The sequence below is a fragment of the Pontibacillus marinus BH030004 = DSM 16465 genome (genome assembly GCF_000425225.1).
Taxonomy (GTDB): domain Bacteria; phylum Bacillota; class Bacilli; order Bacillales; family BH030062; genus Pontibacillus; species Pontibacillus marinus.
Map to the genome: position 1 here is coordinate 1 of NZ_KE384336.1, position 15,188 is coordinate 15,188.

General features: G+C 38.7%; 19 protein-coding genes. 6 read left to right on the forward strand and 13 right to left on the reverse strand.

Features of this window, described 5'->3' with window-relative positions:
* Positions 1 to 408 precede the first annotated feature (408 nt).
* Positions 409 to 648: a hypothetical protein gene (locus H514_RS0120790; RefSeq protein ID WP_027448697.1), complete on the reverse strand. Its 240-nt coding sequence runs from the start codon at positions 646 to 648 to the stop codon at positions 409 to 411.
* Positions 649 to 994: 346 nt separating this feature from the next.
* Positions 995 to 2,122, reverse strand: a complete 1,128-nt coding sequence (locus H514_RS24130) for a DUF5667 domain-containing protein (protein WP_027448698.1) — start codon at positions 2,120 to 2,122, stop codon at positions 995 to 997.
* A 134-nt stretch (positions 2,123 to 2,256) separates the two neighbouring features.
* On the opposite strand from H514_RS24130, the gene H514_RS0120800 reads away from it, so the two are divergent.
* The gene (locus H514_RS0120800; RefSeq protein WP_027448699.1) at positions 2,257 to 2,715 is read left to right on the forward strand and encodes a staygreen family protein; all 459 of its coding nucleotides are present in this window, start codon (positions 2,257 to 2,259) and stop codon (positions 2,713 to 2,715) included.
* 55 nt (positions 2,716 to 2,770) lie between these two features.
* On the opposite strand, the gene wrbA is transcribed toward H514_RS0120800, so the two are convergent.
* The 5 genes from wrbA to H514_RS0120825 all read right to left on the reverse strand — a co-directional run bounded on the left by wrbA (position 2,771) and on the right by H514_RS0120825 (position 5,969).
* A complete protein-coding gene (wrbA, locus tag H514_RS0120805; RefSeq protein ID WP_027448700.1) occupies positions 2,771 to 3,367 on the reverse strand; it encodes an NAD(P)H:quinone oxidoreductase in 597 nt (198 codons plus the stop codon).
* A 158-nt stretch (positions 3,368 to 3,525) separates the two neighbouring features.
* Positions 3,526 to 4,161 carry an ATP-binding cassette domain-containing protein gene (locus tag H514_RS0120810; protein WP_027448701.1) on the reverse strand — a complete coding sequence of 212 codons (636 nt, stop codon included), beginning with the start codon at positions 4,159 to 4,161 and terminating at the stop codon, positions 3,526 to 3,528.
* Positions 4,161 to 4,850: a molybdate ABC transporter permease subunit gene (modB, locus tag H514_RS0120815; protein WP_027448702.1), complete on the reverse strand. Its 690-nt coding sequence runs from the start codon at positions 4,848 to 4,850 to the stop codon at positions 4,161 to 4,163. The genes H514_RS0120810 and modB overlap by 1 nt, the downstream gene beginning before the upstream one ends.
* 8 nt (positions 4,851 to 4,858) lie before the next feature.
* Complete coding sequence (gene modA / locus H514_RS0120820) at positions 4,859 to 5,620, reverse strand: molybdate ABC transporter substrate-binding protein (protein WP_027448703.1); 762 nt, start codon at positions 5,618 to 5,620, stop codon at positions 4,859 to 4,861.
* A gap of 133 nt (positions 5,621 to 5,753) precedes the next feature.
* Complete coding sequence (locus H514_RS0120825) at positions 5,754 to 5,969, reverse strand: hypothetical protein (protein ID WP_027448704.1); 216 nt, start codon at positions 5,967 to 5,969, stop codon at positions 5,754 to 5,756.
* A 315-nt stretch (positions 5,970 to 6,284) separates the two neighbouring features.
* Here H514_RS0120825 and H514_RS0120830 point away from each other — a divergent pair, with 315 nt between their 5' ends.
* Positions 6,285 to 7,160 carry a cation diffusion facilitator family transporter gene (locus tag H514_RS0120830; RefSeq protein WP_027448705.1) on the forward strand — a complete coding sequence of 292 codons (876 nt, stop codon included), beginning with the start codon at positions 6,285 to 6,287 and terminating at the stop codon, positions 7,158 to 7,160.
* Between the two features lie 49 nt (positions 7,161 to 7,209).
* Here H514_RS0120830 and H514_RS23670 read toward each other — a convergent pair whose 3' ends face one another.
* From H514_RS23670 to H514_RS0120855, 5 genes are all read right to left on the reverse strand, one after another.
* A complete protein-coding gene (locus tag H514_RS23670) occupies positions 7,210 to 7,764 on the reverse strand; it encodes a GNAT family N-acetyltransferase (RefSeq protein WP_051255265.1) in 555 nt (184 codons plus the stop codon).
* Between the two features lie 114 nt (positions 7,765 to 7,878).
* On the reverse strand, positions 7,879 to 8,337 hold the full coding sequence (locus H514_RS0120840) for a hypothetical protein (RefSeq protein WP_051255266.1): 459 nt from the start codon (positions 8,335 to 8,337) through the stop codon (positions 7,879 to 7,881).
* A gap of 72 nt (positions 8,338 to 8,409) precedes the next feature.
* Complete coding sequence (locus tag H514_RS0120845) at positions 8,410 to 8,700, reverse strand: AzlD domain-containing protein (RefSeq protein WP_027448707.1); 291 nt, start codon at positions 8,698 to 8,700, stop codon at positions 8,410 to 8,412.
* Positions 8,697 to 9,440 (reverse strand): AzlC family ABC transporter permease, encoded by a 744-nt coding sequence (locus H514_RS0120850; protein WP_027448708.1) that lies wholly within the window; start codon positions 9,438 to 9,440, stop codon positions 8,697 to 8,699. The genes H514_RS0120845 and H514_RS0120850 overlap by 4 nt, the downstream gene beginning before the upstream one ends.
* Positions 9,441 to 9,590: 150 nt before the next feature.
* On the reverse strand, positions 9,591 to 12,023 hold the full coding sequence (locus H514_RS0120855; protein WP_081673111.1) for a bifunctional 2',3'-cyclic-nucleotide 2'-phosphodiesterase/3'-nucleotidase: 2,433 nt from the start codon (positions 12,021 to 12,023) through the stop codon (positions 9,591 to 9,593).
* Positions 12,024 to 12,289: 266 nt separating this feature from the next.
* Here H514_RS0120855 and H514_RS0120860 point away from each other — a divergent pair, with 266 nt between their 5' ends.
* A complete protein-coding gene (locus H514_RS0120860; RefSeq protein WP_027448710.1) occupies positions 12,290 to 12,952 on the forward strand; it encodes an HAD family hydrolase in 663 nt (220 codons plus the stop codon).
* Here the strand turns inward: H514_RS0120860 and H514_RS24135 are convergent.
* Positions 12,938 to 13,399, reverse strand: a complete 462-nt coding sequence (locus H514_RS24135; protein WP_051255267.1) for a YdbC family protein — start codon at positions 13,397 to 13,399, stop codon at positions 12,938 to 12,940. The two genes, H514_RS0120860 and H514_RS24135, sit on opposite strands and share 15 nt — an antisense overlap.
* Before the next feature lie 80 nt (positions 13,400 to 13,479).
* Between H514_RS24135 and H514_RS0120870 the strand changes: the two genes are divergently transcribed.
* The 3 genes from H514_RS0120870 to H514_RS25100 form a co-directional block, all read left to right on the forward strand.
* Positions 13,480 to 14,502 (forward strand): C45 family autoproteolytic acyltransferase/hydolase, encoded by a 1,023-nt coding sequence (locus tag H514_RS0120870; RefSeq protein WP_027448711.1) that lies wholly within the window; start codon positions 13,480 to 13,482, stop codon positions 14,500 to 14,502.
* Positions 14,499 to 14,966, forward strand: coding sequence for an NUDIX hydrolase (locus tag H514_RS0120875; protein WP_027448712.1), 468 nt, complete (start codon positions 14,499 to 14,501; stop codon positions 14,964 to 14,966). The genes H514_RS0120870 and H514_RS0120875 overlap by 4 nt, the downstream gene beginning before the upstream one ends.
* A 23-nt stretch (positions 14,967 to 14,989) precedes the next feature.
* Positions 14,990 to 15,188 (forward strand): hypothetical protein (locus tag H514_RS25100; protein WP_211226785.1); only part of this gene is annotated, 199 nt, incomplete at its 3' end.

The window sequence follows — 15,188 nt, forward strand, 5'->3', positions numbered from 1 at the left end:
ATTCTAATTCCAAGGTAGTATAATCCTATCATGACAAGGGTCTAAGCAACTTCTGTGAATATGTTTTCCAATCAATATGTGGTGGGAAAGTCCAAATAATGGTCCGTTAGTCTCCATAATCGGGTGGAGGGAAGGAAACGGCAAACTGTCGTGGTAACAAAGGGAAGACGAGACCCCGCAGGCACGAGGAGGCTCGGCTTTTCTTCCACAACAGGCTTGCCGTTTCACTGACCGCAACAAATTACTCAACAGCAACGGACTCCTCACATTATTATCTCGAAACCAAGTCTTTAAGATAAGGGGGCGAATATTGAATAAGTCCTTATAAAAAAGAAAAGTCTAGGGAGGCATTCCCTAGACTTTGTTGTGTTAATAATTTAGTTAACTTTTCAAAACGAGCTGCATTGCTTATTCAAACGTATAAGGTTTATACATTTGACTCGCCTTTTCGAATTGCTCGTAATCCCCATAATCAATCGCTTCATTAACTTGTTTTTCAAGGTTCGATTTGTTCCAGTTGTAGCAGAGTTCATCTAAAACTAATGTAGAGGCCAGTTTAATTTCATATGGTAATTCTCGTTTAGCATGAATCACGCTTTCATCTGACGGAAACCAATTTAATCGAAACGAAACTTTTGCTTTCTTCATGGAACATCCCCCTTGTGCAATTTTTTTAATTAGAAGGGTAACCCTTACTCAAAGACTAAGGTATTAGAAAATATTTCGGTTTCGCTATCAATAGCGATAACCTTGTTTTTCTAATAGTATATTACAGACACCCTTAATTTGAAACAATTTTCTGAAAAATGTTTGTTAGTAAACTATTCCCATGAGATGCTCGTATAAAACGTACGAAGAGAGCAAGTCCATTATTTTTGAAATAATCAGATAAATATGGGATAATAAAAAGGTCGCAAAACATACGTTTCGCGACCACAGGGAGAGAGAATCTATATGAACTCCGCATTAGGGTGCGGAGGTTTTTTTTGGGAAATTAGTTATGTGGATTCCCTTTACCTTTCCCGTTCCCTCCACGATGACCTTTATCATCATCTTTATTTACTTCTTTTTTCCACTCTTTTTTGTCCTTTAAACGCTCTTTTTTCTCTTTCATTTCTTGTTTATGTTCTTTTGCTGCTTTTTTATGCTCTTTTGCGTGAGAAGGAATTCCAGACTCATCTTCTTCTGCTTCTTCGTCTTTATCTTCCTTTTCTTGAGCGTCTTCGTCTGATTCTTCTTGGTCATTTTCAGACTTTTGTTCTGTATCTTGTTCAGCGGACTCTTCGCTGTCAGTACCTTCATCTTCTTTAGAAGTGTCTTCTTCGTTATCTTCTTCCATTTCTTTCAAGCGCTCTTTTAATACTTCGATATCTCCGTACTTTGCTTCAAGTCTTGTTAACGCTTTTTCAATGTTACGCTCTAAAGCTTTCTTAGCATTTGGATTGTCTACCTTATCCATTGCACGTTTAAGGGAAATAACATTTTGTCCGATTTTTGCATCAAGCTCAGCTTTTTCTTCTTCATCAGACTTATCTTCATCTGAATCTTCTTCGGAATCCTCATCTTCCTCTACTTCTTCATCCGTATCTTCATCAGATTCATCGTCTTCGTCTGATTCTTCATCGGACTCTTCAGTGTCATCTGATTCATCTTCGTCTGAATCTTCCTGGTCGGTATCTTCACTGTTTTCATCAGTTTCGTTGTTTTCTTCAGAGTCTTCTTCTTGAGATAACTCTTCGGCTTTTTCCATTGCTTTAGTTGCTTGTTCAAGTAATTCTGCAGCTTCTTCGTCTTTACCTTCTTCTAAAAGCTGTTTTGCTTCTTCGATACGTTTTTTACCATAGTCAGCATATAGCTTAGCTTTTTCCATATCATCCTGTTCAAGTGCTAATTTGAAGTTCTGTGTTAGCGTATCCAAGAAACTGAATAGCTTCCCATACTCAAATGTAACCTCTTCACCAGTAAGTGTCCAATCGTCTTTCATTTGGACAGTCGTTGTACCCTCAGTAGATGTTGTGTCCTTTGTAGACTCGTCTTCTTGTGCGAATACAGATGTTGGTGCAGCAGATAGTGAAAATGCTAATGCTGCGGTAGATAATACGTTAATAACTTTCTTGTTCATAATAAATTGCACCCCTTTGTGAATTTTCATTAGAATCATACGTGAATATTCAAAAATTTTAGGGGGGACATTAGAAATTTTAAGAACAATTGCCTAGTTTCTCCATATAATAGTGTGAAAATGGAGGGGTTTATATGGTTTTTTCTACCAATCGATTGTATGTACAATACCGTCCTGACATCCAACATACCACAGCTTATGACTTGAGAAAGTATACACTCACTCATTCTGACATAACTGGTGATCTCTTTCTCACCGTTTCAACAGAATATGCTTTTGATCAGGTAAATGATATGCGTGATGAAGTTTTAGGTGAATGGATTCCTACACTACAAGGAATCCTTTTTCGAGGTGAAGCCTTGGTTGGGGACGAAACTATACCCTTAACTCAACAAAAAATCCGATATGAGATTTTTAATCGCGAAATGTCGACAGCTTTGCAGGGAATTTTTTATGGAGAACGTTGGTTACTTGAAATGAATCCTGCTTTATTAGCATCTCCGGTCTATATTTTATTTGTTAGTAACCATCCCGAGTATTCTGGCTTTAGATATTTCGGTAAAGTGAATGATTATTTGCAGGATATAAGGTGAATTATTCAATTTTAAACCCCTAAAAGATAGAAACTTTTAGGGGTTTTCTTACGATTTATTGATTGATACGCTGTGCGATATCTACTGTACGTTTCGCCTGATGCTTAACTGCATCTTCTACATCTTCTTGCATGTTTCCATCTTGGTCTACCGTTACACTTGTACCGTATGGGTTTCCGCCCGCTCCAAAAACAGAAGGGTCAGAATAACCTGGTTGAGCAACAATTGCACCCCAGTGGAACATTGTTGTGTATAGGTTCAGGATTGTTGCTTCCTGTCCACCGTGAGAGTTTTGTGCTGAGGACATTGCACTTACAACTTTGTTTACAAGCTTACCGCTAAACCATAGACCTCCTGTAGCATCTAAGAAAGATTTAACCTGTGCTGGTACGTTACCAAAGCGTGTAGGTACGGAAAAGATAAAACCATCAGCCCATTCTAGATCGTCGTTTGTTGCAATTGGAATATCTTTTGTTTCTTCTAAGTGTTTTGCCCATGCTGGGTTTTCATTAATAGCTTCCTGAGGTGCTGTTTCAGCTACACGAAGTAATTTCACTTCTGCTCCTGCAGCTTCTGCTCCTTCTTTAGCCCATTGAGCCAGCTTATAGTTTGTTCCTGTAGAACTGTAATAAATAACAGCTAATTTAGTCATGATCTTATCGCTCCTTTTTCCTATTCATTGATATCGTCTCCAACATGAAAAATAATCATTCGTTTGAAGACTACTTAGATTATATACCCAAGTTAAATTTATTTCAAAACAAAGACTTTTAGTTTCGAGATATTTTTTAGTTATAAAAAACTCCAAACTTATGCTTGGAGCTTTCCGTTGTCTATATTAAATAAACGATCCGCCAACTTTTCTCCCTCTTCACGATTATGAGTGACGAGTAGCATTGGGATTTTCCATTCATTTTTTAACCGAAGAAGCTCTTGATGTCCTTCTGCACGCGTATCCTCATCCAAGGCTGAAAAAGGTTCATCCAATAAAAGGACATCTGGCTTCATAGCGAGTGCACGAATAAGGGCCACTCGTTGTTTTTCTCCTCCTGAAATTTGATGAGGATATTTCGATTGCAAATGGGATATGCCAAGCGCATGGACTAAGCCGTCTATATGTTCCTTTGCTTCAGGTCGAGCCTTGCGAGCTATTCCATAATAGATATTGTTTGCAACTGTCATATGAGGAAACAAAGCATAATCCTGAAATACATAGCCCACATTACGATTTTGAGGAGGTAAATTAATCCCTTTTGAACTATAAACGGCTCGATCATGAATGGTAATGTGGCCATTGTCTGGGGTGTGCAATCCAGCTATAGCATGTAAAATGGTTGATTTCCCTGCACCTGAACGTCCAAATAGAACGCCAATCTCCTCATTAAGTTCAAAAGAAATATCCAATGTATAATAATGTAGTTCACTTTGAATATCTACCTTTAACATTATGCTTCTTCATCCTTTACGCCAGTAATCCAAATCGATTGTCTCTTATTCCATCGATTTAACCAGTAAACCGTTCCAAATCCTATAACAACCATGATTAAAACTAACCATAGAGCTGCTTGTGAATTCCCTGATTCAACAGAAAAATAGATCGCTATGGGTAACGTATCTGTTTTACCTGGGATGTATCCTGCAAACATTAACGTAGCTCCAAATTCTCCTAAAGCTCGTGAAAATGACAAAACAAGTCCTGCTAAAAGTCCTGGCCATGCCAATGGAAGTGAAATTGTCCAAAAAACCTTTATTTTACTGGCTCCCATTGTATAGGCTGCATTTTCTAAATTGGGATTATAATTCTTAAATGCAGCTGCAGCACTTTGATACATCAATGGGAATGAAACAATAACTGAGGCAATAACAGCTGCATACCAAGTAAACACAAGTTGTAAATCAAATAAAGTTTGTAACCACTTCCCTAGAAACCCATTTTTACCGAATATATAAAGCAATCCAAAACCTACAACGGTTGGAGGGAGAACCATAGGTAATAAAATGGCTGATTCTAATAAGTTTTTCCCTGTAAAATGGCGTCTCGATAGCCACCTTGCTATACATGTACCTACGACAAATACGATCACGGAAGATATGCTTGCAATTTTTAATGATAACCACAACGGATCTAAGTTCATGCTTTCACCTACTCAACTGGGACAAATCCATATGATTGAAAAACTTTCTTCGCTTCTGGACCTTTCAGATACTTAATAAAACCTTCCATCAATGAAGATTCTTGTGATTCATTGATTATTCCCATTGGATATGTAACGGGCTCATGATATTCCTCAGGGATAACCTGTAGCTCAGTGACACCTTTCAAAGCCTGTACATCACTTTGATAGACAAATCCTGCTTCAACATTTTGTGATTGTATGTAAGAGGCTACCTGACGTACATTTTTCCCGTAGACAGCTTTGTCTTTAACAGCCCTCCATACCTTTACATGTTCCAAAGCTTGCTTCGCATACGCTCCTGCAGGTACACTCTCGGGATCACCCATAGCAAATTGATCTATTGCTTCATCAGCTAATTGACTGATCTTAATATTTTTTCCTTCATAAGATGCTAGGATCAATCGATTTTTCAGCAAAGGTTGAACATCTTTTTGTTGAATAAGCCCTTCTTGTACAACTTTATCCATCCAACGTTCACTTGCTGATATATATAGGTCTGAAGGGGCGCCTTGGATCAGTTGGTGGGCTAGTGTCCCTGATGAAGCATATTGAATCGTAATTTCTTGCTCTGGATGTTTCTTCTGATATTGTTTTTTAATTTCTTTCATGACTGTAGTCAAACTAGAAGCAGCCGAGATTCTAAGCGATGTTTGTTGTGAAGAAGGGTCTTGTTGGTTACATGAAGTTAGAACGATTCCACACAGTATAATAAGAATAAAACGCTTCATGCTGATTCTACTTCCCCTTTCATTCATCTTTCTACTCTAGAATACCTTCTATTTCACCAACGCGAAAGCATTTACTTCGTTGTATGAAACAAAAAAATAAGGCAACCCGAGATGGGTTGCCTGGATATATAAATTAAATAACTAGTTCATAATATTGCGGAAAAGTCCAATATGAGTCTCTCCAACCACGTTGTACGGCTAATTCTTCGAAAGATTTCGCATGACTATTAAAAAAGTTTATGATAGCTTCTTCTATACTTTCATCTTTCGGATTATACTGTAATAAGACCGGTTTCGAAAACTTCATACCACGGACTGATCCTTCAATAATAATTGTTTCTTTAATCAATTGATTCACCCCTTTTTTTTAGAAATTCTCCAAAACCTTTTTGGTCTGTTTTCACTCTCTCCCAAGAAAATCTTTATTATGATTTCTTAGTATGTGTCTACCCCTTTTGACAAAAATTAATCATATATAACACATTTCTGTACAAAATATGAGTCTTTTGGCATATTGATTTTAATTTTCAGTTAGTTGGCATAGGGCAACTTCATTTAATATAGACAATACATCTGCCTTCAGCTAGTTTTTTTTCTCTAGACTCAGTCAATGCCCCTTTGGTAACCTTAAGAGTGCTAATGAGAGGTATCGGAGGATCCTGATATGAACGAATATGAAAACTTAAAAAAGGGAGAGCAAGGAGCTTGGATAAGTATATGTGCTTATCTTGTTCTATCTACTGTTAAGCTGATTGTTGCACACTTTGGAGAGTCTCAAGCACTCCGGGCAGACGGTTTAAATAATGTCACAGATGTCGTTGCGTCTTTAGCTGTGTTGATAGGCTTAAGAATTTCCCGTAAACCACCTGATAAAGACCACCATTATGGTCATTTCCGTGCTGAAACCATTGGATCTCTTGTTGCTGCCTTTATTATGATGACAGTTGGATTCGAAGTCCTATTTCAGACAGGGAAACAACTTATTAATGGCTATGAGAATGAACCAAGCATGTTAACTGCTTGGACTGCGCTTGTCGCCGCCTTTGTAATGTTTGGTGTATATATATATAATTTACGATTATCCAAACGCATTAACAGCCACTCTCTATATGCAGCTGCACAAGATAACCGATCTGACGCACTTGTATCAATAGGTGCTTTTATAGGTATTGTTGGAGCCCAGTTTGGAGCCTTTTGGTTAGACCCTGTTGCAGGTCTTATAGTGGGGATTATTATATGCAAAACCGCTTACGATATCTTTCGAGATGCATCGCATGCTTTAACAGACGGGGTAAATGAACAACTGCTTGATGAAATTAAAAAAAGTATTGCAGAGGATCCTGACGTAAAAATTGTAGATGATGTCAAAGCTCGCTTTCATGGTAACCAAATTCTTGTGGATGCTACTATTCATGTAAACCCACACCTAAGTGTTCAAGAAAGTCATGACATTACAGATAGAATTGAAGAACATTTGAAGGAAGAACATAATATTACACACACACATATTCATATTGAACCTTATGGGAAGAAAGACTAGAAACACAAAAGCGCTCGAAACATCATTATGATGCTCTCGAGCGCTTCTTTTACATAGAGGATTGCTTCTTATCTTCTAACAAACTAGATAAGGCGTCGATATCAGGCCATCCATAAGCAATTTCTTTGTACGTTCCTTTTCCAATCGTGGTTTCTTCTGCTTGTATTGGTGATGCACCATATCTCTCATAGAATTTTTTGTTTACGTTTTGTGTGAGCACCCACACGAGGAGGGATCCATATCCTGATTGTCGTATATGTTGAACAAAGTGGGTAAGTAAACCTGTCCCAACTCCCTTGCGGTGATATTCATCTAACAAGTATATCGCATAAATCTCTGCATCATACCCATACTCCTTTGTGCGTTCTTTCCCACCTGAAATAAACCCAATAATCTTACCACTCTCGTCAGTAGCTACAAGGACAACTTGCCCATTTACAGCTTTTTTCAATACGGTTTCCCACAAAGCAATACGATTTTCAACACTAATCCCATCAATATCTTGTTTGTCTATGAGATCTTTATATGTAGATTTCCAGCTTTCAACATGAATATGGGCAATCGCTTCTGCATCTTTTAGTTGCGCCTTTCGAATATGGTACATGTTTACACCTCCAACAATCTCTAACCCCTTACCCTTATATTATTTTATTTCAAACTTTATTTCAAAAGAACACGCCATCCAAAAGGAATGAAAATCCTCTTGGTGGCGTGTGGCTTATTGACAAGAAAATGATGCTATACGATCCGTATCAAGGCCATAGTAAACCCATCTGTATTGACGTGGTCTCCAACGATAGCCTGCTACAGATGTTCTTCCAATAAAAGTCGGATAGAACCAAAATCTTCTGCCATTATTTAAACGTACCCATGTATATCGATATAAGCATCTATACATTGATCCAGGATCTACTGCAAACACACTTGGTCCACCACCATATTGTTGGCCACCTGGTGGTGATTGTGGAGGAGGTGGAAGTTGGCCGCCACCACCAAATCCGCCTTGCCCTGGAGGTGGCCCTGGTGGTCCCCCTTGACCAGGAGGGAAGCCTCCCTGACCTGGTGGAAACCCGCCTGGAGGTCCACCCTGACCTGGTGGAAATCCTTGTTGTCCGCCACTACCTGGGAACAAGATTTGGCCCAGCCAATCAAGTCCTTGATTCTGACGATAATCCATGAATGTGTGACTCCTTCCATAATGAATTCCCTACAATATATGCGAAAACCCATATGGTGTGACAGAGACCCATTAGAGTGTCAGGAGATATACAGTTCCAATTGCTCCGATTAACACAAACATCACATTCAGACGTAAAATAGCCAAAATCGCCGCAATCCCCCCAGCAATTGCACCAACATGTGGTTCCCCTTCCACAACAGTGGTGATTCCCGGAAAAATAAGCGCTCCTAAAGCTGCGTAAGGAATTGCATTCAGACCTCTGCTTACCCACCGTGGATACGTCCATTTATCAACCACCAGAGCAGGTAAAAATCTTGGGACCATTGTAGCAATGGCCATTCCAATTATGACGAAAATCATTCTTCCTCACCCTCCTCCGGTAGTAAAAAGATTCCTGAAACACCACCTAAAACAGTGGCGATTACAATGCTCCAGCCTTCTTTAATATCAAGGTGAACAGCGCATATATAATTAACCAACATACTAATAAAAGCAATTACTCCAACCTTCCATTCACTCCGTACGGATGGAAGTAAAAGAGCGATAAACATCGCATATAACGCAACACCCATGCTTTGACTTAATGCTTTTGGCATAATATTGCCGATTAGTCCGCCTGTTAACGACCCTAATACCCATGCCGAATATGCTACGAGAATCATAGCAGCATAGAACCACATGCCATGGGCTTCTTTTGCTTTTTTCTTATTTAAAGATGCAACAGAAAACGTTTCATCTGTTAATCCAAGTGAAATGGGGATCTTCCACCTGAGAGAAATGTGTCGGAGGTGATTCATAAATGAAAAGCTCATCACAAAATGCCTGAAGTTCACGACAAACGTCGCAATTACAATTTCAATGAGACCTGCACTGCTCAGTACCATACCTGCAGCCATAAACTGACTTGCACCAGCGAATACAAACATGCTCATCATGGTAATTTCGGATAGGGATAACCCTGCTTCTTTAGCTAAAACTCCATATGCGATCGCAATAGGAACATAACCAAATACAATGGGTAATCCTGCCAGAGCCCCCTGCTTTATAGATTGGCTAATAAAACTAGTAGAATGCTGCTGTTCAGCAAGATTGGTATTCATGAGCATGACTTCCTTTAAGTGTAATTTTATTAATTATATATCATAGGATTTAATGTTGAGAAGGGTTTTTTTTGGTTCGAAGATTCTATAATCACTTAATAATGAGCAAAAAAACTACCGACCCATGAAGGATCGGTAGTTTTTAATCATTTAGTTCTTAGGAATTCTAATTTCTTGTCCGATTTGAAGCATGTGTGGATTCTCTAGCTTGTTGTACGTTGCTAGGTCTTTCCAATGAACATCGTATTGTGCAGCAATTTTGCCAAGTGTATCGCCTTGTTTAACAAGGTGTACTTCATAGTCCGCATCACCATCTGGAACTGGGATCATGATTTCTAGACCAGGCATAAGCGTACGCACATCATCAATGTTGTTGTAGTCTGCAAGTGTCTTCCAGTGAACTCCATATTGAGCACCAATCTTACCAAGAGTATCACCAGACTCTAACACATACTTCATGTCGTTTTCTTTGTCAGTGCTATCTGTTTCTTTAGAATCGTTGTTACCTTTATCATTGTTTTTCTCTTCATCTTTTTCATTATCTTTCTTTTCTTCATCTTTCTTCTCATCACCGTTGTTACCTTTAGCTGCTAGATCAATAGAATATTTAGCGAATCCATTATCAAGCTTTTCATCAAAAGAGATCTTCTCATTATCTTTTGAATACTTCTGAGCTTCAGGAGAAGAGTAGAATACTAGATCTGGGTTACCTTTTACAGGTGCAAAGCTCCAGTTTCCATCAGCTTTTGGATCAACTGTACCGTTGTCACGGATGTAATCAACCAGTACTTGACGGTTTTCATCTGGAGATTCGATTACAATGCTTTCTCCATCCGGATTAGCAATTTGCATACCTGCACGGTAGTTATTTGTTGCAACAAGGAACTGTTGATCTGGATCAACTGGTTCGCCATTGAACGTTAGGTTCTTAATACGGTGTGTATCATTAATGACTTCAGTACCACCATTGTTGTAACGACGTGGAACTGTAACATCAATTTGATAAGATACGCCGTCGATTACGTCAAAGTTATAGCTTGGGAAACCACCATTACGATCGTTACTTTTCACTAGAAGCTGTTCTTCGTTACTGTTTGGATCGATTTGGTTAAATTGGCCTGCACTCCATTCTAACCATTCACGAACCTCAGCACCTGATAGTTGTACAACGTTTACAGTGTTTGGATACTTATAAAGAGACGTTGTATCTTTAATTGCTAGGTCACCTGCTTCAATGTCTGTAAAGTCCGTGATACCGTCACGACCAGCTTTGAATGGCGCTCCAGCTGAAAGTACTGGTAAACCTTCAAGCTCTGTTCCTTGAATATAGTTCTCAACATATTCTTTTTGAGCGTCTGTAACGATTTGGATCGTTGGATCATCCTGAACTTGAGAGAAATAGCTATAAAGCGGAGATTCAGTTTGTCCAACTGCACTGTTTACATAGTCAATTGTACCTTCATGGTCATCTTTAACCGCTTCTTTAATTTCTTCATCAGCTTCGACTAGAGCTTTATCATTCTCGGAATCGTAAATCGCTCTTAATGTAGACTGAGCATCATTTACCTTCCATTCTCCATCTACTTTTTCAAGAGAGAAATCAATCATACCAAGGTGGGATCCCCAGAAACCTGGCATAACAGAAGGTGTACCGTTAACTGTACCTTTATCAATGTTCACGCCCTCAAGGGAAGCGTAGTCTTCTCCAGGGAATTGAGCATGTGCGTGACCGAATAGAATCGCGTTAATACCATCTACTTTAGAAAGATCATACGTTGCGTTTTCTTCCATACCGTTTTGCGTTACGTCACCCATACCAGAGTGAGGAACAGCTACGATTAGGTCCGCTCCTTCTTCTTTCATTTGTGGAACAAATTTTTCTGCTGTTTCCACAATACCTTTTGTGATGACTTTCCCTTCAAGGTTTGAACGGTCCCATCTCATAATTTGTGGTGGAGTAAATCCAATCACACCAACTTTAATTGTATGTTCTTCCCCGTCTTCATCAACAACGGTTTTATCAAGCATTACATATGGATCAAAATAGTTTTCATCGTTATCCGGATTGTCGTCACCATCATCCTTGTAAACGTTTGCATTCACGTATGGAAATGCTGATCCCTCTGTTGTTTTCTCTAAGTATTCCAGACCATAGTTAAACTCGTGGTTACCAAAGTTTCCTACATCATAATCTAAGATATTCATAGCTTCGTATACGGGGTGTACTTCATCTTCAGCCCACTCTTTTTCTTTTGCCATATAATCGGCAAGAGGACTTCCTTGAATAAGGTCACCATTATCAATTAATAGAGAGTTCTTTGCTTCGTCTTTTGCCTGACGAATAAGTGTAGCAGTCTTAACTAGACCGAAATCATTCACTTCTGAACCTGTAAAATAATCGTAATTCATAACGTTGGAATGAATATCCGTTGTCTCCATAATGCGTAGATTAACGACATCTTCATCCTCTGCTGCTAGTGCAACATTTGGAGATACAACAGAAAGAGCCATTCCTAAAGCCATCACTGAACTTGCTGCCGCTTTACGTTTGCGGCGCATTTGCCTTTGAATACTTCGTATCACGATCTATTTCCCCCTTAATTTCCCTATGATGGGAATTACTTCGACACAATTTTATCAAAAAATCGTATTTTATGACACACTATTTTACAACCATGTTACACAATATAATAATTTTAACAGAATTGTTACATCGAAAACCTTCCATAAACACTAATATAGATGATTTTTGATAGAATAGAGTTAATAATCTTACAAATTCACTAATAAGTCTTTAGACTCATATAATGCCAGTTAACTATAAATCTATTAAGAAAGTAGGAATTTACATGCTAACGAAAGCAATTCTATTTGACCTGGATGGAACACTATTAGATCGCTCTTCTTCTTTAGAAGCTTTTCTACCTAATCAATACGAACGTTTTCATTCAATACTAAAAACTACCAATTACAAACAGTTTCGTGAACGTTTTTTACATTTAGATCAAAACGGATATGTGTGGAAGGATCAGGTCTATCAACAAATGGAAGGGGAATTCAAGTTACCGCTTAACAGTTGGATTCCATTGATTTCTGACTATGTAAAAGGCTTCGCACAGGATTGTGTAGCTTTCCCTGATACACATCGATTACTCCAATCATTAACAAAACAAGAATACAAACTCGGACTTATAACAAATGGAGTTGGAGATTTTCAGCGGCAAAACATTAAACATCTACAGTTGGATAACTTCTTCGATACCGTACATATTTCAGAAATAGAAGGGATGAAAAAGCCTGATCCGAGACTTTTTCAAAGAGCATTACAAAATTTAGGAGTAACTGCAGAAGAAAGCATTTTTGTTGGGGATCATGAAGAGAAAGATATTAAAGGTGCGCAAAGCATCGGTATGAAAACCGTTCGGATCGATCACAGCAACACCATACTTGAAAGCTTAGCCGACGAGGTCGTCTACTCTTGCAATCAACTACAACAATTATTCGTTCGGTAATACGGTCCAAGGGTGATAAAGTCTTATATCTCCCTTTTCATTAGGATGAAACGCAAGGTATATAACTTCTTCAGAATGTTCATCAGATGCAATCATTGTAAATAAACGTTGATCAGTTTTATTCATCGAGATAGTATTTGTCTCCAATAAAGCCTCTCTTAATTGGGTATAGATTTTATTTGTTTTGCAAAGTGTGACAGAAATAGAATTGTAGGTGTTCTTTTGACGATTGTGATTAAAAATTTGATCGTGTACATCCTCCATAAAGGATTTGTAAGCTTCTTTGCTCTCCCAAAAAGCAATAATAACTGCATCATCCCCATTCCACCCACCTACTTGCCCCAAAAACCCTGAAACTTGTGATAGTGGTGCCCATTGACGTTGAGCTTGATCAAATGCTTCCCTTTTCTCTTCCTGTACTGTACACACGATCTTTTTTATATACATGAGCTCACTCCTACATTTATTTTACAAATCAGCTTAAATTTAGAATAATATAATTTATACAAATTTTGGAGGTTAAATGAATGGAACCTTTTATCGTTGATGTACATAAATGGACTGATACAAACTATGAGATTGGTCGAAAGCAACTCCAATCTATTACAGACAAATCGTCATATCTAGTCTTTCTTAACAGCTTAACCTCAAGTGAAGTTGATTGGGAAGAAGGTACATCTTTGCTTGAAAATTTTGCTCCACACCTTATTGAAGAAATTAAAGGATTAGGTGATCAATTAAATCTATCTTATCAAGAAGCTTTTCGATATTTCAGTGGATATGACTTACCGAAACTTGGAGCATTAGGTTGTTCCTCTATCGTGACCACCGAAATGCTAATACGAAATTATGATTTTTCGCCTGATGTTTATGATTACAAATTCGCTGTAAAAAATAGTGAGAATGCCTATTCCACATGTGGTTATACCGTGCATTGTACTGGACTGCATGAAGGCGTTAATGAGCATGGCTTAGCTATAGCCTTACATTTTGTTAATAATCATAATCAACAAAAAGGATTTATGAGCACAATGATCACACGCATGGTACTGGATACATGTAAAAACCTTGAAGAAGCAGTCGATTTATTAAAAGCATTACCTCATGCAGCTTGCTACAACTACTCATTGGGTGATACGAATGGGAACATTGCTATTATTGAAGGATCACCTGAGAGAGTGGTCATTCGAAGAGGTCAACAAGCCGTAACCTGTACCAACCACTTCTTAGAAATGAACGAGTACAACCGAAAGATTGAAACGAGCACCCATAAACGGAAAAGCGTCTTAGAAGAATCATTACACTCTCAGGATGACCTGTTTGATATTTTTACAACGCCTGGAAAAGGTTTGTTTTATCAAGATTATAAAGATTTCTTCGGCACGTTACATACGTTCTCCTATGATTTCAACCTAAGAAGAGTGAAGACAAAAGTTGCTCAAGGTGATGAAACGCTTGAGTTTAGTTTAGATCGTTTAACGAATGATGAACCATTACCGTTATCAAAGTTGAAGGGTTATATTGAAGAAAGAGAAGGTGCTAAAGAATGAGTTATATTCAACATATGAGAAGCTTGATTGGTACAGAAAGGCTTTTTACAGTAGGATGCGGCATTATTGTAGAAGATGAGGATGGAAGAATCCTTCTACAACATCGTAGTGATGCGGACATTTGGGGGATTCCAGGTGGCATTATGGAAATCGGTGAATCTTTTACGGATGCTGCAGTTCGTGAGGTTTACGAGGAAACTGGATTAACGATTCTACAACCGGAACTTTTCGGTTTATACTCTGGTGAAAGTTGCTATGTTACCTACCCTAACGGGGATCAAATGTATAGTGTTCAAGTTATTTTTTATAGCAAGGATTACGATGGGATTCTGTCTCAACATGATGAAGAGAGTAAGGACCACCAGTTTTTTGATCGATCATCTTTACCTGAAAACCTAAACCCTAGGCAGAAAAGTTTTATTATGGATTGGGCTGAAGGAACAACTCGACCGGTTTTGAAATAAGTAGAAGACAAGATAAGGTGAATATGATCGGGTTGGCGCTATTTTCGCTCGGGTCGGTGTTGCTTTTGCTCGGGTCGGCGCTGCTTTTGCTCGGGTTCGTGCTGTTTTCGCTCGGGTCCGTGCTCTTTTCGCTCGGGTCGGCGCTGCTTTTGCTCGGGTCCGTGCTGTTTTCGCTCGGGTTGGCGCTGCTTTTGCTCGGGTCGGTGCTGCTTTCGCTCGGGT